This window comes from Lentzea atacamensis (assembly GCF_003269295.1).
Classification (GTDB): domain Bacteria; phylum Actinomycetota; class Actinomycetes; order Mycobacteriales; family Pseudonocardiaceae; genus Lentzea; species Lentzea atacamensis.
The window spans coordinates 74,263-94,289 of the sequence record NZ_QLTT01000006.1 but is presented as its reverse complement, the minus strand read 5'-3'; the positions used below and the strand labels follow the sequence as shown (position 1 = coordinate 94,289).

Sequence of the window (20,027 nt, the reverse complement as noted above, 5' to 3'; positions counted from 1 at the left end):
CCCTGAGTTTAGTCAGAGGCTCTTGGACCAGGCGGCGACTGCGGAGTGGTAGTCGGGGGCGTTCGGGGCGTAGTTGATGGAGTGGCCGTAGCCGTTGAGGATGAAGGTGTCGAGGCGGGGGACCGACGGGAAGAACTGGCGCTCGTCGGCCTTCAGGGCGGCTGGGGACGAGCAGTCGCTGCCCATCAGGGGGAAGTTGTTGCCGCAGAAGTGGGTGTCGTTGCCAAGGGCGATCATCACCGGGACGTTGATCTTGCGGGAGATCGGGATGATGACGGTGTTCAGGAGGATCGTGTCGACCGCCTCGGTGGCGGAGAAGACGTCCTTGGTGGACTCGTCGAACGAGATCGCGCCGGAGACCAGCGGGCCCGGCTTGTGGAACGAGTTGTAGCGGGTGTCCGGCATCGTCGTGAGGTAACCGAGGTCCAGGCCCGCCGGGACCATGTTGGCCAGCACCGGGACGACGGTGATGTAGTTCATCTTGTGCGTGAAGCCGGTGACGAGGACGCCGTCCACGTCGCGGTAGGTGCCTGCCTCGATCATGGCCATCGCCGAGCCGATGGAGTGGCCCCCGACGATGACCTTTTCGAAGCGGGGCTTCAGGGTTTTGATGACCTGGTGGACCGCGTTCGCCTGGGCCGAGGCGGTGACCAGGGCGCTCAGCGGCTTGGAACTCCTGCCGGTGCCCAGGCGGTCCACGGCGAGGGTGGCGATGCCCGCCTTGTTCTGGGCGCGGGTGTAGGAGCGGGAGTTGGGCTCGTAGCCGATGTCCCAGTACGAGTTGTCGTAGGTGCCGCCGGGGATGAGCACCTGCACGGTCTTCGCGCCCTGCGGGGTGCAAAGCCTGCCGTACATCCTTTCCAGCATGGGCACCAGCGGGGTCAGGCCGATGTTGACGGTGGTGTGGACGTCCTCGCACGTCACGGCGGCTGAAGCGGGTGTGGGGGCCAGCAGTGTTCCGGTGGCGAGCAGAGCCGCGACGCACAACCGGCGGAAACGCATGGTGGAACGACCTCCAACTAGTTGCGGGGGACAGCCTTCATCAGCAGGCCGTTTGGGTACGGGGCGGACGTGAACTTCACGCGCGCCGGACGGGTGGGGGTGAGACGCCAGTTCGCCGCGATGGTCGCGAGGGTGATGACGATCTCGGTGTGGGCGAAGGTGTTGCCGAGGCACTGTCGGTTGCCGCCGCCGAACGGGATGAACGCTCCGCGCGGGAGTCCCGAGGCGAAGGAAGGTGTCCAGCGGTCCGGGCTGAAGCGCCACGGTTCGGTGAAGTAGCGCTGGTCGTGGTGCAGGGCGTGCGGGCTGACGATCACCTCGGCGCCCGCGGGGAGGTGGACGTCGCCCAGCTGGACGTCGACCAGCGCTCGGCGCATCACGAACCAGATCGGGTACATCCGCAGGGTCTCCTGCACGATCTGCTCGGTGTAGGTCAGGGAGGCCACGTCGGCGAACGTCACGGGGCGGCCGCCCAGCACGGAGTCGACCTCGGCGTGCAGCCGTCGTTCGATCTCGGGGTTGCGGCCCACCTCGTAGAGCGCCCAGGCCAGTGCGATCGCGGTGGTCTCGATGCCCGCGGTCAGCAGGGTCAGGACCTCGTCGTAGGTCTGCTGGTCGGTCATGCCGGCCAACAGCAGCATCGAAAGCATGTCGCCGCGGTCCACGCCGTCGGCGCGCCAGCTCTCGATCACCTGCAGCACAACGGCTTTCATGCGGGCGATGGCCGCGTCGAATTCTCGGTTACCTGGAATCGGGAGCTTTTCGACGAACGACGGGGACAGCGCCCGGATCATGCCCTGCTGGATGACGGTGAAGATCGACCGGCGGACCTCCTCGACGGCCGGCTCGCCGATCTCCGTCGAGAAGAGCGCCTCGCCGACGATGGTGACCGCGAGCTCCTGCATGTCGTTCTCGATGACGCGGACCTCGCCGGGCTGCCACCGCGCAACCAGCGAAGCAGCGGCACGAGCCATCGTCGAGGCATAGGTTTCCATCCGTTCCCGATGGAACGCCGGCTGCATCAACCGGCGCTGTCGCAGGTGGAACTCGCCGTTCGACAGCAGCAGGCCCGTTCCCAGGTACGGCTGGAACTTGTCGAACATCGCGCCCTTGCGGAACTTCGACCCCTGGGCGACGAGAACCTCGTGGGTCAGCGCGGGATCGGTGACGAAGTAGGCGTGCAAGGGGCCCAGGTCGAGGCGCACCACATCGCCGTGCTCGTGCAGCGCGTCGGTGAACTTGGCACGCTGGGTGAGCATTGCCGGTGTGTGCCCGAGTAACGGCCAGCGGCGCGGAGCCACCGGGACGGGCATCCAGACTCCCAGGAGTTGGGCCGAATGGGGACGGACCACCCTAGGAGCCGTTTGGAGGAAGACGACAGTGCCTGAACGGGTGGTTCCGCATCACTCTGATGGTTCAGCGCGCAAGCCGCACGGGTGACTAAGCTCGTGCGTCTCCCTCGAACCGCCACGAACCTAAGAGGTGTTTCCCGTGGCAGAGCCCCAGAACTGGGTTCCGCTCGGCATCGACACGAACGTGCCGAGCATGGCCCGCGTCTACGACTACATCCTCGGCGGCGCCCACAACTTCGCCGCCGACCGGCAGGTCGGTTCCCAGATCGAGAAGCTGGTCCCCGGCCTGCCGAGCGTCGCCAGACTCAACCGGCGGTTCCTCGGCCGCGCGGTGAACTTCCTGATGGACCAGGGGATTCGCCAGTTCCTCGACATCGGCTCCGGCATCCCGACCGTCGCCAACGTGCACGAGGTGGCCCAGGAACGCGACCCCGCGGCGCGCATCGTCTACGTCGACAAGGACCCCGTCGCCGTCGCGCACAGTCAGTTGATGCTGTCCGACAACGAAAATGCCGCGATCGTCCAGGCCGACATGCGCGATCCCGAAGCCGTGCTGTCGAGTTCCGAGGTCGGCCGCCTGCTGAACTTCGACGAGCCGATCGGCCTGCTGATGCTGCTGATGCTGCACTGGGTGCCGGACGAGGACGACCCGCAGAAGCTCGTCGCCACGTACCGCGACGCGCTGCCCGCCGGCAGCTTCATCGTGATGACCCACGTCGCCAAGGACCAGATCGGTGAGAACGTCGGCGAGGCCGCCGAGGTGGTGAACCGCAGCAAGAGCGCGGACCAGATGCACATGCGCACGCACGCGCAGGTCAACGCGCTGTTCGACGGGTTCGAGCTGGTCGAGCCCGGCCTGGTCGGCTGCGGCGAGTGGCGGCCGGACGGACCTGGTGACATCGCGGACGACGCGAGCATGAACATGTTCTTGTACGCTGGTGTCGGTCGTAAGGACTGAAACCACCCGGTAGTGTCGGAGGTTCACTCTGTCGGCGCAGCAGGCGTCGACTGCCGGTAGGTAAACTGCCGAACACTCTCCAACCCATACAGGGCAACGGGAATGACGAATCCGAGCCGAAGACCCGATGCCGTTCCACCTGCGGACACCGCCGCCGTCCGGGCGCGCGAAGCCTTGGCGCGCAAGTGGAGCTACCTGGTCAGCAGCGTCATAGTTGTCGCGCTGAGCAGAGACGAGCTGGACGCTGAACTGGGCGCCCAGCTCGACGCGATGTGCGCTGCGCTGCACAAGGAGCCGTTCGACCCTGCTCCGTTCGAGGAGGTGGGCGAGCGACTCGTCGCTCTCGGCTACGTCAACGAGCCCGGCCTCCGGCGCACCGTCGACGTGCTGGGCAAGGGCTTGCTGGCACTGGAGGAGTTCAGCGCGACCGAGCAGCACACCGTCCACGTGGTCGGTGGCATCGGCGCGCTGGCGTGCGGCTTCGTCAGCGCCCGTGCCAGGGCGATCCTGGACCAGCAGGAGAGCATGCAGCGCTCGCTGCTCAAGGCTGCCCACGACGCGCAACGGGACCAGCGGCAGAGCGAGGCGAAGTTCGCGGGCCTCGCGTCCTCGTCGACGAACGGCATCCTCATCGTCGGTCTCGACGGACGAGTGGCCTGGGGCAACGACGCGATTGGCGACATCCTCGGCCATCAGCCGGAGCCTGGCACCAGGCTCGCGGAGCTCGTCGCACCGCAGTCGATCGTGGTGTTCCGCGAGCTGATGGAACGGGTTCTCGCCGAACGCGACGAGTTCCAGCGCGAGCGGATGCAACTGGTGCGCGGCGACGGCGAGTTCTCCAGGGTCACGCTGACGGCGTCGCTGCTGCGCGACGACGACGGCAAGCCGAGCCACGTCCTCGCCATGATCGACGACGACACGGAACTCGCGCTGCTGCAAGGAGAACTGCGCAGGCAGTCGCTGCACGACGTGCTCACCGGCCTGCCGAACCGGCAGTTCTTCACCACCCACCTCGAAACCGTGCTGCGCAGGGCCGATCCCGAGTTCGGCGTGACGGTCTTCCACCTCGACCTCGACGCGTTCGGCCTGGTGTGCAACAGCCTCGGCGGGCGAGTCGGCGACCAACTGCTCCAACACGTGGCACGCAGGCTGCGGGCGGTGATGTCGCGCGAGCAGGCGATGGTCGCCCGGTTCGACGGCGACGAGTTCGGCATCATCGTGGAGAACACCGCCACCACGCCGGACATCGCGACGACGATGGCCTCCATCAACGCCGACCTGGCCGAACCGATCTTCGTGGACGATCACGGGCTCGCGGTCTCGGTGAGCGCCGGCGTGGTCGACCGGCCGTCGCCCGACGTCGATCCCACGGAGCTGCTGCGCATGGCGGATCTGGCGTTGCGGCAGGCCAAGAAGGACCAGCGCGGTCAGTGGCAGTTGTTCCACGGCAACCAGGACATGGAGCGCCGGCGTGACCACGCGCTGGCCGTGGTGATGCCGGGAGCGTGGGAGCAGGGCGACATCGGTGTGTGCTACCAGCCCGTTCGCGTGCTCGCGACCGGCGAGCTGGCCGGCGTCGAAGCGGTGCTGCACTGGGATCTCTCGGACCGGTGTGCCGAGCTGGCCGACCAGACCGGCCTGATCCTGCCGATGGGCGAGTGGCTGATGAGGATCACCGCCGGCCAGGCGCAGTGGTGGCGTCAGCGCGGCGAGCTCGACGCGCAGTTCGGCATCCGGCTCACGCACCACCAGTCGACCGACGCGGATCTGGTGTCACGGGTGGCGAAGGTCGTGGAGGAGACCGGGATGCCGCACGAACGGCTGACGTTGTGCATGCCGGTCGGTGTGCTCGGCGTGGCCGACGCGGCGGAGAACCTGAGCACGCTCGCGGCCAGGGGAGTGCGGATCGCGCTCGAGGACTTCGGACTCGGTCCGCGGGATCTGGCCTGGCTCTCGGAGCTGCCGATCGCGTCCGTGTGCGTGCCGAAGGATCTGACGCGGCGCATGGATCCCCGTTCTGTCGCGTTGATCCCGGCCGTGCACGAGGTGGGCGTGAACATCTGCGTCGACGGCATCGAGACCGCCGAGCAGGCGGCGTGGTGGACGCAAGCGGGCGCCGACCTCGCGATCGGCGCCCACTTCGGTTCCCCGTTGGATGCGGGCGACTTCCTGAAAGAGCTCTAGATGCTGCGCTGCCACGCGGTCACGGCCGCGTGGTAGCGGTTCGCGTTCTTGGTGTCGAAGTTGAAGACGTGCCCGTAGCCGTTGACGACGAAGCCGTTCAGTCGAGGTGCCCTGAGGTAGAACGGCCTCTCGGAGTTGACCAGCGCCTGCGCCGACGAGCAGTCGGCACCGAGCGGCGGGGTGCCGCAGAAGTAGTCGGCCGAGGTCTGAACGGTCATCACCGGCACGTTGATGGCGTTGCTCGCGGGAAGCACGAGGTTGGACATCAGAGCGGTCGTGACGAACTCACCGGCCGACACCACGTCCTTTGTGGACTCGTCGAGGTTGATCACGGTGGAGATGTTGGGACCTGGCGCGTGGAACATGGTGTAGCGGGTTCCCGGCGCCGTCGTCAGGTAGCCGACGTCGAGGTTGCGCAGGCCAAGCCTGGGATCGATCGCGGCAGGGATCAGGTTGGTCAGCGCGGGCACGGCCCGGACGTAGTCCCACTGGTGCGTCATGCCGGTGACCAGGACGCCATCGACGTCGTGGTACCTGCCCGCCTCGACCATCGCGATGGCCGAACCGATGGAATGCCCGCCCACCAACACCTTCGAGAACCGCGGGCGGAGGGTCTGGATCACCTGGTGCACCGCCTCGGCCTGGTTGGGGACGTCGACCAGGATGCTGAGCGGTTTGGTGCTCTTGCCGGAGCCGATCCGGTCCACCGCCATGGTGGCGATGCCCGCGCTGTTCATCGCGCGCGTGACCGAACGGGTCTCGCTCTCCACCGGGATGTCCCAGTACCCGCTGGTGTACGTGCCACCGGGGATGAGCACCTGGACGGTCGTGGCCCTCTGCGGGACACACAGCCTGCCGTACATCATCTGCCGGACGAGTCCGAACTGAACCGGTGTGTACACGTCCTCGCAGGTGGTCTGGGCAGCGCTTGCCGGCGTGGGAACCGGTATGAGCGCAGCGAGCAGCACGGCGGCACAGAGCCGACGAAAACGCATGGGGGAACAACCTCCAACTAGCGGGGGACGACCTTCATCATCAGGTCGTTGGGGTAGGCCGCATTCGTGAACTTGGTGCGCACGGGCCGGTCGGGGACCAGCCGGTGGTGGGCGCAGACCGTCGCCACCACGATGGTGATCTCGGTCAGTGCGAAGTGGTTTCCGATGCAGTGGTGGATACCGCCGCCGAACGGGACGAACGCGCCCTTCGGCAGGTGCTTGGCGCGCTCGGGCGTCCAGCGGTCCGGGTCGAATCGCTCCGGGTCGGGGAAGTGCGCGGGGTCGTGGTGCATCGTGTGCGGGCTGAGGATCACCTCGGTGCCCGGTGCCAGGCGGATGCCGCCGAGCTCGACCTCCTCCGCGGTGCGGCGCATGACGAGCCAGAGCGGGTACTTCCGCAGGACCTCGTTCGCCACCCTGGCGAGATGAGTCAGCTTCGGCACGTCGTCGAACGTGACCGGCCGCCCGGCCAGCACCTCGTCGATCTCCGCCAGCACGCGCTGTTCGACCTCCGGGTTGGCGGCGATCTCGTGGAAGATCCAGGCCAGCGCCAGCGCGGTGGTCTCGATCCCCGCGGTCAGCAGCGTGACGACCTCGTCGAAGACCTGCTCGTCAGTCATCGGTTCACCGGTCTCGGTGTCCCTGGCCAGCAGCAACATCGACAACAGGTCGCCATGGTCGATGTCGTCGTCGCGCCGGCTCTCGATGACCTCGTGCACGATCGCGCGCATCCGGGCGATGGCTTCGTCGAACTCGCGGTTGGCCGGTATGGGCAGCTTTTCGACGAACCCCGGTGAGAGCGCGCGCAGCATTCCGTTCTTGATGATCACGAAGACGGATCGGCGGGCCTCGTCGATCGCGCGTTCGCCGATCTCGGTGGAGAACAGCGCCTCACCGACGATCGTCACCGCGAGGCCCTGCATGTCCTCCTCGAGCCGCCGCACCTCGCCCGGCTGCCATCCCTCCACGAGGTCACGCGCTGCGCGGGCCATGATGTTCGCGTAGCCCGCGATCCGGTCGCGGTGGAACGCAGGCTGCATCATCCGACGCTGGCGCAGGTGGAAGGCCCCGTTCGACAGGGCGAGCCCGTTGCCGACGAACGGCCGGAACTTGTCGTACATACGGCCTTTGTGGAACTTCGGTGCGTCGGTGACCAGCACCTGGTGCATCAACCGCGGGCTCGTGACGAAATAGGCTCGCAACGGCCCGAGGTGAACTTCGACGAGATCGCCTTGGTGCCGTAAATTCGCGGTGAACTCGAATCTTTTCCGCAGCATCGGCAGGGTGTGTCCGAGAAATGGCAGCCTGCCGGGTGCCACCGGGACGGACATCATCGCTCCTCGCGAGTGGAAAGAGATGGACCACCATAGGAGTCGTTCGGTCGAGAGTGACAGTGCCCGATCGGGTGGCGCGTGTTCACGCTTGTGGACTAATCATGCGTCCTTTGTGCATGACTAAGCTTGTGCGTCCCCGACCGAAGAGGTGGTCGCCGTGTCCGACGGACAGAGCTGGATCCCACCGGGAGTCGATGTTTCCGTGCCGAGTGCGGCGCGGGTGTACGACTACCTGCTGGGGGGCGCGCACAACTTCGCGGTCGACCGCCTGATGGGCGACAAGGCCGAGCAGATGATGCCGCTCGCGCGCAGCGCGGCCAGGCTCAACCGGGCGTTCTTGCGCCGCGCGGTGCGGTTCATGGCCGAGCAGGGGGTGCGTCAGTTCCTGGACATCGGCTCGGGCATCCCGACCGTGGCCAACGTGCACGAGGTCGCGCAGGACGTGGCTCCGGAGTGCAGGGTCGTCTACGTGGACCGCGATCCCGTCGCCGTCGCGCACGGCGAGCTGCTCGTGGCCGGCAACGACCGCGTCGGCGTGCTGCAGGCCGACATGCGCGATCCGGACAGCATCTTGAACAGCCACGAGACGGGCCGGCTGCTCGACTTCGACCAGCCGATCGGTCTGCTGCTGCTGTTCATGCTGCACTGGGTGCCGACAGCGGCGGACCCGCAGAGCCTGATGAAGCGCTACCGCGAGGCGCTGCCCAGCGGGAGTTACCTCGCGATCTCACACCTGGCCTCCGAGCACACCATCGCGGAGGCGAGGGCCGTCACCGACAGGATGAACAAGGTGGGCGGCGGCGAGGTCATCGAGCGCACTCACGACGAGGTCGAGGCTTTCTTCGGTGATTTCGAACTCGTCGAGCCGGGGCTCGTCAAATTCGCCGAATGGCGGCCTACCGGGCCGGGTGACATCTCCGACGACCCTGAGGTGAACGGGATCGCGTACGCGGGCGTCGGCCGCAAGCCATAGGGGATGCCGATAGAGTGAGGTTGGTTCACACGGTCGGTCTCGTTAGGTCAACCGTGCGTGGGTAAACTGCCGGACATTCTGAGCCCGTGATGAGGCGGCCCGAATGCCCATGCCGAGTCGAACACCTGACGTAACGCCCTCGCCCGAGGAGGCTGTTCGGGCGAGGGCGACACTTGCGCGGAAATGGTCGTATCGGCTGCTCAGCAGCGTGGCAATTCCGCTGGGCCAGGCACAACTCGACGAGGAGCTGAGCGGCCGCCTCGACGCGCTGTGCGCCATGCTGCACGAGGAACCGTTCAGCACTGCCTCGATCGAGCGGCTCGGCGCGGAGCTGACCGCGCTGGGCCACCTCGGGAAGTTCGGGCTGCGGTGCACTGCGGAGGTGCTCGGCAAGGGGCTGCTGGCGCTGCCGGAGTTCCAGCCCGTCGAGCGGTACGCGGAACGGATCGCGCTCGCGATCGGCGCGCTCGGCACCGGCTTCACCGGGGCCAACACCGAGTCCGTGCTCGCGCAGCAGGAGGGCATGCAGAAGTCGTTGCTCAAGGCCGTGCGCGACGCGAACTGGAACCTCAAGGAGAGCGAGGCCCGTTTCAACGAGGTCGTCACGTCGTCCACCAACGGTGTGCTGATCGTCGACATCGAGGGGCGGCTCCTCAGGACGAACACGGCGATCTGCGACATCCTCGGGCACTCCCAGGACGAGCTCGTCGGGGTGCTGCTGACCGACCTCATCGCTCCCGGCTTCACCGAGATGCTGCAGACGGCGATGGCCGAGCTGGTCGGCGGCACCGCGGAGCGGATCAGGCAGTCGCAGCGGATGCTGCGCAAGGACGGTGAAGCGGCACGGCTGTCCCTGACCGCGTCACTGTTGCGAGGTGCCGACGACGAGCCCAGCCACTTCGTCGTGGTGGTCGAGGACGGCACCGAGCTGGAGCTGCTGCAGAGCGAGCTCAAGCGGCAGGCGCTGCACGACGTGCTGACCGGGCTGCCGAACCGCCAGTTCTTCACCACGCAGCTGGAGACCGCGCTGCGCAAGACGGACACCGGGTACGGCATCACGTTCTTCCACCTGGACATCGACGCGTTCGGCATGGTGTCCAACAGCGTCGGTGGCAGAGTCGCCGAGCGGCTGCTGCAGCACGTGGCCCGGCGGCTGGAAGTGTTGCTCGCGGGCGAGAAGGCGATGATCGCCCGGTTCGACGGCGACGAGTTCGGTGTCCTTCTGGAGAACACGGCGACCACACCGGGCATCGGCACGATCATGAAGAGCATCAACGACGACCTGCTCGAACCGACCTATGTGGACGGTCACGGGCTGGCGGTGTCGGTGAGCGCGGGCGTGGTGCATCGACCCGACAGTGCCGCCGAACCGGTGGACCTGCTGCGTGCGGCGGACACGGCGTTGCGCAGGGCCAAGATGCGCAGGCGTGGCCAGTGGGAGGTGTTTCACCCCGATCAGGACGCCGAGGAGCGCCGCGACCACGCGGTGGCCGTGGCGATGCCGGGTGCGTGGGAGGACGGCGAGATCACGGTGCGGTACCGCCCGATCGTGCGGCTGGCCGACGGCGTGGTCAGCGGGGTCGAGGCGGCGTTGCGCTGGGAGCGGCCGGATGCCGAGGTGCTGGACCACGACCGGTGTGCGGCGCTGGCCGAGGCGACCGGGTTGATCCTGCCGCTCGGCGAGTGGTTGCTTCGGGTCGCGAGCGGCCAGTCGGCGTGGTGGCGGCAGCGCGGGCAGTTCGACAGGTCGCTGGTCGTGCGGCTCACCGCGCATCAGTCGTCCGACGCGGATCTGGTCGAGCGCGTGGTGAGAGTCCTCGGCGAAACCGGGCTGAAGACGCACGAACTGGCGCTCAGCATGCCTGCCGAGGTGCTGCCGGAGTCCGACGCCGCCGACAACCTGAGCGTGCTCGCGGGGCTGGGCGTCCACGTGGGAATCGACGACTTCGGGCTTGGACCGCTGGATCCCTCGACCGTTTCGGACCTGCCGGTGAAGTCGGTGCGGGTGGCTCGCGGTCTGGTCGAACGCCGATCGCCTTTCGTGGCGGCGCTGATGCCACTGATGCGCGAGGCGGGTGTGACGGTCGCGGTCGACGGGATCAGCAGCGAGGAGCAGGCTCAGTGGTGGCGTGCGGCTGGTGCGGACTTCGCGACCGGCGACCTGTTCGGCACAGCGGGGGCACCGGGAGACTTCCTGAGGGGTTTGGAACCCCGGTGACCGGACGGGGTCGGGGTCACGTCCGGTCACCGGAGGAGATCGCTACCCGGTGAACTTCGCCAGGGCCTTGGTGAACTCGTAGGTCTGCTGGTTGATGCCGCTGCACGAGGAGCTCATCGCGCCGCAGTTGCCGCGGTCCCGGTTCACGGCCCAGAACGACACGCGGGCCAGGTGCTTGGAGTTCGCCCACGTCACGATGTCGCGGAAGTTCTGCGGGGTGACGGTCTCGCCGGTGTCGGTCTTGCCGTTCATCGACGACAGGCCGCTGCGCCGGTACGCCGCGTCGTCCGTGAGCCCGAACGTGGACTTGACGTGGTTCTTGAGCCCGTCGACCGCGCTCTTGGTGTAGGCGAACATGTCGCCGCCGCTGCCCCAGTCGAACGGCATGACGGCCCACGTGTCGATCGGCGCGCCGAGCTCCTTTGCGCGGGTGATCAGGCGCTTGCCCCAGGAGTTCGGGCCCGTGCGGTCGGTCGGCATGGTGATGACCGTCTTCACGCCGGGGTTGTTCTGCTTGATGATCTTCAACGCGCCGAGCACGCGGTCCTGCGTGGTGTTGTTCTCGAACTCCGCGGCCTCGATGTCGATGTCGATCGCCTTGAGCTGGTAGGCGTTGATCACCTTCTGGTAGGCGCCGGCGAGCGCGCTGGCCGAGGTGCAGAACTGGCCGAGCTTGTTGCCGGACCAGCCGCCGATCGACGGCACCGCGTCGCCGCCCGCCGCACGGATGTTGCTGATCAGGGTCGCGTCCGAGCCGGTCAGCGAGCGGTTGCCGTCCCACTTCGGGTTGCAGGTGCCGTCGCTGAGGATGAAGGCGAGGGTGAAGGCCTTGATGCCGGTCTGCTGCATCACCGTGGCGGGGTTGGGCGCGCTGCCCCACTGGTAGAGGTACGGCGCCGCGAGCACGGGGTTGACGGCCGCCTGTGCGGTCGTGGGCAGCAGCATCGCCGCGCACGCGGCAGCGACAGCGCCGACGAGGAACCGCTTCATCAGTCCTCCAAGAACTGCTCGGTCCAGGGCGGCGGAGCTGGCAGTGAGAGGGCTCACAACGACTTCAAAAGTGGACTAGACCACCTCTCTCTGTCAAGAAGGTAGTCGAAATCGGCGATGCTCCTTCCGGCGGGCATGACTGATCTTGTCGGTGCAGCGTGGTGAAATCGGGACGTGGCACTTCCACCCCAGCTGGTCCGCCGGAAGCCGGAGACGCGCCCGCGTCCCCGGTGGGACGCTGCTGCCCAGCGGGTCTTCTCGCATCCGGGCGGGTTCCTGCGCGTCCTGGGCGGTCCGGGGACGGGGAAGACGACGCTGCTCGCCGAGCTGGCCGCGCACGTCGTGCTGGAGGAGGGAGCCGATCCGGAGAACGTGCTGGTGCTGACCGCGAACCGGCGCGCGTCCGTGGCGTTGCGCGCGCACATCACGCGGCTGCTCACCGGGCGGCTCTCCACGATCCGCGAGCCGCTCGTGCGCACGGTGCACTCCTACGCGTTCGCGGTGCTGCGCAACCAAGCGGTGCTGCTGGGAGAACCGCCGCCGCGGCTGCTGTCCGGCCCCGACCAGGACGCGATGGTGCGCGAGCTGCTCGCCGGTGACGCCGAGCTGGGCGCGCTGAACTGGCCCGAGCGGCTGCGGCCGGCGCTGGAACTGCCGGGCTTCGCGCACGAGCTGCGCGATCTGCTGTTGCGCGCGGCCGAACGAGGGCTGGGGCCCGAGGACCTGATCGAGCTCGGCGAGGAGCACGGCCGGGACGAGTGGGTGGCCGCCGGGCTCTTCGGTCAGCAGTACGAGTCGGTGAACCTGCTGTCCGGCCTGGACTCCGCGACGGCTTTCGCCCCCGCCTACGACGCCGCCGAGCTGGTGTCGTCGGCGTACGCGGCGTTCGTGAACGACGAGGAGCTGTTGTTCAACGAACGGCGCCGAGTGCGGTATCTGCTGGTCGATGACGCGCAACACCTCGACCCGATGCAGTACTCGCTGATCAGCTCGCTGGGTTCGGGGGCGGCGCGGTTCGTCCTGGCCGGCGATCCGGACCAGGCGATCTTCACGTTCCGCGGCGCCGACCCGGAGATCCTGCGGGACGTGCCGGGCGAGACGGTGGTCCTGCGCCAGTCGCACCGGATGATGCCGGAGATCCGGGACGCGGTGGCTCGCCTGGCCGCCCGGCTGCCCGGCGCCTCTCCCACGCGTTCGGTGCTGCCCGCCGACGGCGAGGGTTCCGTCCAGGTGCGGTTGCTCGCGTCGTCAGCGCAGGAGGCGACATGGGTGGCCGACCAGCTGCGCCGTTCCCACCTGGCCGACGAGGTGCCGTGGTCGCGGATGGCCGTGGTCGTGCGTTCGGCGACGCTTTCCCTGCCGGTGCTGCAGCGGGCTCTGCTGGCGGCGGGGGTGCCGGTGGCCGTGCCGTCGGAGGAGCTGCCGCTGGCGCAGCAGCCCGCCGTGCGCCCGCTGCTCGCTCTGGTGCGGGCGGCGGCGGTGCCGGGTTCGCTGGACGAGGACACGGCCGCGATGCTGCTGTCGTCCGCGTACGGCGGTGCGGATCCATTGGCGCTGCGGCGGTTGCGGCGTGGTCTGCGGCGGCTCGAGATGGCCGCCGGCGGTGACCGCCCGAGTGGCGAGCTGCTGGTCGAGGTCGTGGAGACCGCCGACAGGCTGGCGGCCCTGGAGGACGTGGAGTCGCTGCCCGCGCGGCGGATCTCGCACCTGCTGGGGCTCGCGCGCAAGGCGATCGAGGCCGGCAAGTCGGTGGAGGCCGTCCTGTGGGACATCTGGACTGCGGCGGGCCTGCAGGACCGGTGGGTGGCGCAGTCGGCCCGCCGCGGCGTGCCGGGCATGCAGGCGGACCGCGACCTGGACGCGATCGTCGCTCTGTTCGAGGCGGCCGCGAAGTACGTCGACCGCCTGCCGGGTTCGGGCGTGGCGGGTTTCGCGGACTACCTGGAGTCCCAGCGCATCGTCGGCGACACCCTGGCCGCCTCCGCACCCACGGGCGAGGCCGTGTCCGTCCTGACCGCACACTCCGCGGCCGGCCGCGAGTGGGAAGTCGTTGCCGTGCCGGGGGTGCAGGAGGGCAGCTGGCCCGACCTGCGCCTGCGCGGCACGGTGCTGGGCGTCGAACGCATGGTGGACGTCCTGGCCGGCCTCGAACCGTCGGTGTCGGCCGTGGCGCCGATCCTGGCGGAGGAACGCCGCCTGCTGCTGGTCGCCGCCTCCCGCGCCCGCTCGAAGCTGCTGATCAGCGCCGTCCGGGGTGAGGACGAACAGCCGTCGCGCTTCCTCGACGAGATCGAGTCGTCCGCCGAGGAAGAGCGCAAGCTGCACCGCCCGCAACGCGGCCTGGTGCTCGCCGAGCTGGTCGGCGAGCTGCGCCGCGTCGTGTGCTCGGACTCGGAGACCCCGGATCGTCGTTCGCGGGCAGCCGTTCAGCTCGCCCGGCTGGCCGAGGCCGGCGTCCCCGGCGCGCACCCGGAGTCCTGGTACGGCGTCGCGGACGTGTCCACCGATGCTCCACTGTGGACGGAGGAGCAGAAGGTCAGCGTGACGCCGTCGACCATCGAGGTGATCACGAAGTGCCCGCTGCGCTGGGTCGTGGAACGCCATGGAGGCCAGGACCCGGCCGAACTGGCGTCCGTGACGGGCACCCTGGTCCACGCGCTGGCCCAGGCAGCGGCCTCCGGTGCCGACTCGGCCCAGCTGCGGGTGAAACTCGACGAGGCCTGGGCAGCCGTCGACGCCGGCGCACCGTGGTTCTCCCGCCGCGAACGCCTGCGCGTGGAACGCATGCTCGACACGTTCCTCGCCTGGCTGACCATGAGCCGCAGCCAGCTCACCCAGGTCGCCGTGGAGGAGGAGATGGTCGTCGAGGTCCCCAAACGCGACGGCGGCCCGTGGCTCCAGGTCCGCGGCCGGGTGGACCGACTGGAACACGACGAGGACGGCCGCCCGGTCGTCATCGACATCAAGACCGGCAAGAGCCCGGTCTCCCGCGACGCCTCGCAGGAACACCCGCAGCTGGCCGTCTACCAGCTGGCGACGTCGCTGGGCGGCTTCACCCACATCGGCCTGGGCACCGAACCGGGTGGCGCCCGCCTGCTCTACGTGGCCAAGGAGGACAAGAAGACCGGCGCCGTGGAACGCACTCAGGCGCCGCTGGACGAACAGGGCGTCCGAGCGTGGCTGGAGGTGGTGCAGGGCGCCGCCGAGTCGGTGCTGGGTCCTGACTACACCGCACGGGAGAACGCGGACTGCGACCGTTGCCCGGCACGCACGACGTGTCCGGTCCACCCGTCCGGGCGACAGGTGAGCGAGTAGGTGGTGAGAGTGGCGCGGCCGAGCACTGGGGCTGCGGGGGTACGGTCAGCCGTTGACCTGCGTGTTTCGTTCGATCGAACGGTCGGCGAACACACGGTCCTGGGTGCTGCGGACGCGTACGGCCGGGGTAGGAAGATGTGCTGGTGACTTCGCCCTGGACCTGCGACCGGACCACCGCACAGCGTGTTGTCCGGCATCGCGTCGTCCGGAGGCTGGCCGGCCGATGACCGTCAGTCCCTTCGAGATCGCCGAAGCCCTCGGGCTCAACAAGCCGACCCCCGAGCAGGCCGAGGTCATCGCCGCGCCCACCCAGCCCGCGCTGGTCGTGGCCGGTGCGGGCGCGGGCAAGACCGAGACCATGGCCGCGCGCGTCGTCTGGCTGGTCGCGAACGGCATCGTGGTGCCGGACCGGGTGCTGGGCCTGACCTTCACCCGCAAGGCCGCGCGCCAGCTCGCGGACCGCGTGCGGGCGCGGCTCCGCAGGCTGGCCGGGTCGCCCCTGCTCGACGAGCTCGACCCGAGCGGTGAGCGGAAGATGGCCGTGCTGACCGGCGAACCCGTGGTGCTGACGTACCACGCGTACGCCGGACGGCTGGTGTCCGAACACGGACTGAGGCTGCCGGTCGAGCCGGGGGTGCGGCTCCTGACCGAGACCGCGTCGTGGCAGCTCGCGCACCGGGTGGTGTCGACGTGGGCCAAGGACCTCGACACCGACAAGGTGCCGGCGACGATCACCGGCTACCTGCTGGCGCTGGCAGGTGAGCTCGGCGAGCACCTGGTCACCCCGGAAGCCCTGCAGCACCACGCGGACCGGCTCTGCGCGCTGATCGAGAACGCCCCGCGCGCGCCGAGGCAGCGCGACGGGTTGCCGGAGAAGCTGCAGGAGATCATCAGGGCACAACGGCTGAGGGTCGCGCTGATGCCGTTGCTGGAGGCGTACCAGCAGCGCAAGCGGAAGGAGGCGGCGCTCGACTTCGCGGACCAGATGTCGCTCGCCGCGCAGCTCGCCGCGTTCAAGGAGGTCGCAGAGGGCGAACGCGAACGGTACGGCGCGGTGTTGCTCGACGAGTACCAGGACACCGGGCACGCCCAGCGCGTTCTGCTGCGGTCGTTGTTCGGTGAGGGCAAGCCGATGCCGGTCACGTCGGTCGGCGACCCGGCGCAGGCGATCTACGGCTGGCGCGGGGCGAGTGCGGCCAACCTGCCGCGGTTCGCGGACGACTTCCCGCCGACGAAGAAGTTCGGGCTGCTGACCAGTTTCCGCAACCCGCCGGAGGTGCTGGAGCTGGCGAACGCGGTGTCGTTGCCGCTGCGCGAGTCCGGGCTGGACGTCGAGGAGCTCAGGGCCCGGCCGGGTGCGGGGCCGGGCGACGTCCGGCTCGCGCTGCACGAGGACATCCGCCAGGAACTCGACTGGATGGCGGACAACGTTGCGGCGCAATGGGAAGCGCACCTCGACGCGGAAGGCGTGCCACCGACCGCCGCCGTGCTGGTGCGGCGCCGGTCGGACATGGCGGCCATCGCGGCGGCACTGCGGGAACGCGGGCTGCCGGTCGAGGTCGTGGGCCTGGGCGGGTTGCTCGACGAGCCGGAGGTGCGCGATCTGGTGTCGGCACTGCGCGTTCTCGTGGATCCGCTGGCGGGAACGGCGGCCGCGCGCCTGCTGACCGGATCGCGCTGGCGGCTGGCGGCCCGAGACCTGGCGGCTTTGTGGAGCAGGGCGCGCGACCTGGCCGGAGTCCAAAGCCGACAGTCCGTTGTGGACGACCCGTTGCTCGTGCTGGCGGACGCGCTGCCGGGCGAGCACGCGGAACAGGCAGGTCTGGCCGACGCGCTGGACGACCCCGGCGATCCGGACGCCTACTCGACCGACGGCTACCGGCGGATCAGGCGGCTCGGCGGCGAGCTGGCGGCGTTGCGGCGCAGGCTCGACCAGCCGCTGCCCGAACTGGTGGCGGACGTCGAACGCACGCTGCTGCTCGACATCGAGGCCATGTCGCGGCCGGGCATGGTCGGGCGGGCCCACCTCGACGCGTTCGCCGACGTCGTCACGGACTTCGCGGCGGCCAGTCCGTCGGCGACGCTGCCGTCGCTGCTCGACTACCTGTACACGGCCGAGCACGCCGAGGACGGGCTGGAGCCCGGCGAGATCGAGGTGTCAGAGGACCGCGTGCAGATCCTGACCGTCCACTCCGCCAAGGGCCTGGAGTGGCGGATCGTGGCGTTGCCGCACCTGGTCAAGGACGTCTTCCCCGGCCGCAAGAAGTCGTCGTGCTGGCTGAAGGCGGTGACAGAGCTGCCGGCGGACCTTCGCGGTGACGCGCAGGACCTGCCGGTGCTGCGGCTGTCGGCGGGCTTCAACCGCAAGGAGGTCGACGAGGCGCTGACCGTCCACGCGGAGGAGTTCGAGGACCGGCGCCTGGTCGAGGAACGCAGGCTCTTCTACGTCGGCGTGACGAGGGCCGAGCACAGCCTGCTCATGTCGGGCCACTGGTGGGCGGAGGCGGGCGACAAGCCCAAAGGCCCGTCGGTGTTCCTGCAGGAGATGCACGAGGTCCTGCAACGCGACAACCCGCCGGGCGACATCAGCGTGTGGGCCGCCGAGCCGGAAGCCGACACCCCGAACCCGCTCGCCGAGGACGTGAAGACCTCGCAGTGGCCCGCCGACCCGCTGGGCAAGCGCCGTGACGCCGTGGTCGAGGGCGCCGAGATGGTGCTGGCCGCGCTCGACGCACTGCGCAAGGCCCCGCCGGAGCCGTTGCCGCTGATCTTCGAGGAAGAACCCGCCACGCTAGTCGAGGACGAGGACTACCCGCCACCCGACGAACCTCCGGACGAAGACTTCCCGCCGGAGCCCGAACCGCTGCCCGACGACGTGGTCCCGGACGACCCGGAGATGCCAGAGGACGACGACCCGGAGGGCTGGGCCAAGGACGTCGACGTGCTGCTGGCCGAACGAGCGGCGTCGATGAACCGCCGCGAACAGGTGGAGCTGCCCGACCACCTGTCGGTCAGCCAGCTCGTCGAGCTGGCCAAGGACCCTGACCTGCTGGCCCGCCGCCTGCGCCGCCCGCTGCCGTTCCCGCCGAACCCGCTGGCGCGCCGCGGAACCGCCTTCCACACCTGGCTGGAGAACCGCTTCGGCGCCACCCGCCTGCTCGACATCGACGAACTGCCGGGAGCGGGCGACGCCGACGCCGCCCCGGACGCCGACCTCGAACGCCTGAAGGAGTCGTTCCTCGCCAGCGCCTGGGCCGACCGGACCCCGCACGACGTCGAGGTGCCGTTCGAGGCGGAGTTCGACGGAATTTCGGTGCGCGGACGGATGGACGCCGTCTACAAGGACCCGGACGGCTGGACCGTCGTCGACTGGAAGACCGGCGCGGTGCCGGACGCGGAAGCCCTGCCCGCACTCTCGGTGCAGCTCGCGGCGTACCGGCTGGCGTGGGCGGCGCTGGTGGGGGAGCCGCTGGAACGGGTGCGGGCCGCGTTCCACTACGTGCGGCACGACCACACGGTGCGGCCGGCGGACCTGTTGGACGAGCAGGGGCTCAAGGACCTGATCAGGTCGGTGGGGTCGTGATGGCGTGATCAGGACGGTGGGCCCGCGGGATCGGGTCGGCCTGGTCGCGGGATCGGGCCGACCTGGTCGCGCGGTGGGTCGGACCGGACGACATCTCGGCTCAGGTGCCGGTCGGTTCAGGTGCTGGCGGGTGCGTGCGAGGCCTTGAGGACCCGTTCGTACAACACCTCGAGCAGCCACCGCCCGAAGAGGGACGGCCCGAACTCGGGCGAGCGGTCCTCCGGCGGCACCATCAGGTCGGCGGACGACTCGTCGGCCACGACGACGCCGATGCCGTAGTAGTCGAGCTCGATGTACGACCAGGCCTGCGACTCGTCGGACCGCGGCAGCATCACCGCGCACGGCGCGAGGGTCAGCAGAGTGCCGCACGACTGGAGGGCGCGGTCCGTGGTCGACTCGCTGACGAGCACGCCGACGAGCTCGACGGCCGCGACGGGCAGGCGGTCGTGGGCGGCCGGCTCGAACCAGGAGCGGAACCACGACGGGTCGGCGCGGGGTGGCCAGCCGTTCTGGATCCTCCACTCGTGGACCTCGGGCAGCAAACGCACCACCGCTGACACCTGCTGGCCGAGCACGGCGACGTCGGGAACGACGAATCCGTCCCAGGCCAGCGCTGTCGCAGCGCGCTGAAGAAGCGTTTGCACAGGGCGCATCCTAGGGTTCCTCGCGCGGAAAATGACAGCGTTTGGGAGTTCTTGGTTAAGGATTACCCAGGGTGGTCATGGGGCTGCTTTGGCCACTTTCCAGGCCCAAGCGATGAGTGGAACCTGTAGCGGCAGGCGACCATACGCCAATGCGCGTGCTTTTGGCGACTTGGAGCGGAAATCCAGAGCCATTTTCACGTTTGCCGGGAACACCGCCACGAAGAACGCCGCGGCCGCGAGACTGCCCAGCCGGCGGGTGCGCGGAACCGCCACCGCCGTCGCCAGGGCCAGCTCTGCCGCGCCCGACGCGTAGGTCCACTGCCTCGGGGTGCCGGGCAGCGCGCGCGGGACGATCGCGTCGTAGTACTTCGGCCTGGTGAAGTGGGTTGCGCCCGCCAGACCGAGCAGTGCGGCGAGCGCCAGCGCCGATCGCGCTCGGGAACGGTTCGGTTCCATGCCGTCACCCTGTCATGCCTACG

At 69.1% G+C, this 20,027-nt stretch carries 13 protein-coding genes; 6 read left to right on the top strand and 7 right to left on the bottom strand.

Annotated features, from left to right (window positions below):
• Positions 1–12: 12 nt before the first annotated feature.
• Complete coding sequence (locus tag C8D87_RS26045) at positions 13–1,002, bottom strand: alpha/beta hydrolase (RefSeq protein WP_170166594.1); 990 nt, start codon at positions 1,000–1,002, stop codon at positions 13–15.
• 17 nt (positions 1,003–1,019) lie between these two features.
• On the bottom strand, positions 1,020–2,315 hold the full coding sequence (locus C8D87_RS26040) for a cytochrome P450 (RefSeq protein ID WP_112228763.1): 1,296 nt from the start codon (positions 2,313–2,315) through the stop codon (positions 1,020–1,022).
• 178 nt (positions 2,316–2,493) lie between these two features.
• Here C8D87_RS26040 and C8D87_RS26035 point away from each other — a divergent pair, with 178 nt between their 5' ends.
• Both C8D87_RS26035 and C8D87_RS26030 read left to right on the top strand, forming a co-directional pair.
• The gene (locus C8D87_RS26035; protein WP_109632572.1) at positions 2,494–3,312 is read left to right on the top strand and encodes an SAM-dependent methyltransferase; all 819 of its coding nucleotides are present in this window, start codon (positions 2,494–2,496) and stop codon (positions 3,310–3,312) included.
• 102 nt (positions 3,313–3,414) lie between these two features.
• Positions 3,415–5,496 (top strand): putative bifunctional diguanylate cyclase/phosphodiesterase, encoded by a 2,082-nt coding sequence (locus C8D87_RS26030; protein ID WP_109632574.1) that lies wholly within the window; start codon positions 3,415–3,417, stop codon positions 5,494–5,496.
• Here the strand turns inward: C8D87_RS26030 and C8D87_RS26025 are convergent.
• Both C8D87_RS26025 and C8D87_RS26020 read right to left on the bottom strand, forming a co-directional pair.
• Positions 5,493–6,491 (bottom strand): alpha/beta hydrolase, encoded by a 999-nt coding sequence (locus C8D87_RS26025; protein WP_233439222.1) that lies wholly within the window; start codon positions 6,489–6,491, stop codon positions 5,493–5,495. The two genes, C8D87_RS26030 and C8D87_RS26025, sit on opposite strands and share 4 nt — an antisense overlap.
• Before the next feature lie 17 nt (positions 6,492–6,508).
• Positions 6,509–7,822 carry a cytochrome P450 gene (locus C8D87_RS26020; RefSeq protein ID WP_109633267.1) on the bottom strand — a complete coding sequence of 438 codons (1,314 nt, stop codon included), beginning with the start codon at positions 7,820–7,822 and terminating at the stop codon, positions 6,509–6,511.
• 160 nt (positions 7,823–7,982) lie between these two features.
• Here C8D87_RS26020 and C8D87_RS26015 point away from each other — a divergent pair, with 160 nt between their 5' ends.
• The gene (locus tag C8D87_RS26015; protein WP_109633269.1) at positions 7,983–8,798 is read left to right on the top strand and encodes an SAM-dependent methyltransferase; all 816 of its coding nucleotides are present in this window, start codon (positions 7,983–7,985) and stop codon (positions 8,796–8,798) included.
• 208 nt (positions 8,799–9,006) lie between these two features.
• The gene (locus C8D87_RS26010) at positions 9,007–11,016 is read left to right on the top strand and encodes a putative bifunctional diguanylate cyclase/phosphodiesterase (protein ID WP_233439223.1); all 2,010 of its coding nucleotides are present in this window, start codon (positions 9,007–9,009) and stop codon (positions 11,014–11,016) included.
• A gap of 42 nt (positions 11,017–11,058) precedes the next feature.
• Here C8D87_RS26010 and C8D87_RS26005 read toward each other — a convergent pair whose 3' ends face one another.
• Entirely contained in the window at positions 11,059–12,006 is a 948-nt protein-coding gene (locus C8D87_RS26005; protein ID WP_112228762.1) for a chitinase, read from the bottom strand.
• A gap of 174 nt (positions 12,007–12,180) precedes the next feature.
• Here C8D87_RS26005 and C8D87_RS26000 point away from each other — a divergent pair, with 174 nt between their 5' ends.
• Both C8D87_RS26000 and C8D87_RS25995 read left to right on the top strand, forming a co-directional pair.
• Complete coding sequence (locus C8D87_RS26000; RefSeq protein ID WP_112228761.1) at positions 12,181–15,321, top strand: ATP-dependent helicase; 3,141 nt, start codon at positions 12,181–12,183, stop codon at positions 15,319–15,321.
• Positions 15,322–15,544: 223 nt separating this feature from the next.
• Positions 15,545–18,904 carry an ATP-dependent helicase gene (locus C8D87_RS25995; protein ID WP_112228760.1) on the top strand — a complete coding sequence of 1,120 codons (3,360 nt, stop codon included), beginning with the start codon at positions 15,545–15,547 and terminating at the stop codon, positions 18,902–18,904.
• A gap of 116 nt (positions 18,905–19,020) precedes the next feature.
• On the opposite strand, the gene C8D87_RS25990 is transcribed toward C8D87_RS25995, so the two are convergent.
• Positions 19,021–19,557, bottom strand: coding sequence for a hypothetical protein (locus C8D87_RS25990; protein ID WP_112228759.1), 537 nt, complete (start codon positions 19,555–19,557; stop codon positions 19,021–19,023).
• Between the two features lie 66 nt (positions 19,558–19,623).
• Positions 19,624–20,004 (bottom strand): DoxX family protein, encoded by a 381-nt coding sequence (locus tag C8D87_RS25985; RefSeq protein ID WP_112228758.1) that lies wholly within the window; start codon positions 20,002–20,004, stop codon positions 19,624–19,626.
• Positions 20,005–20,027 lie beyond the last annotated feature (23 nt).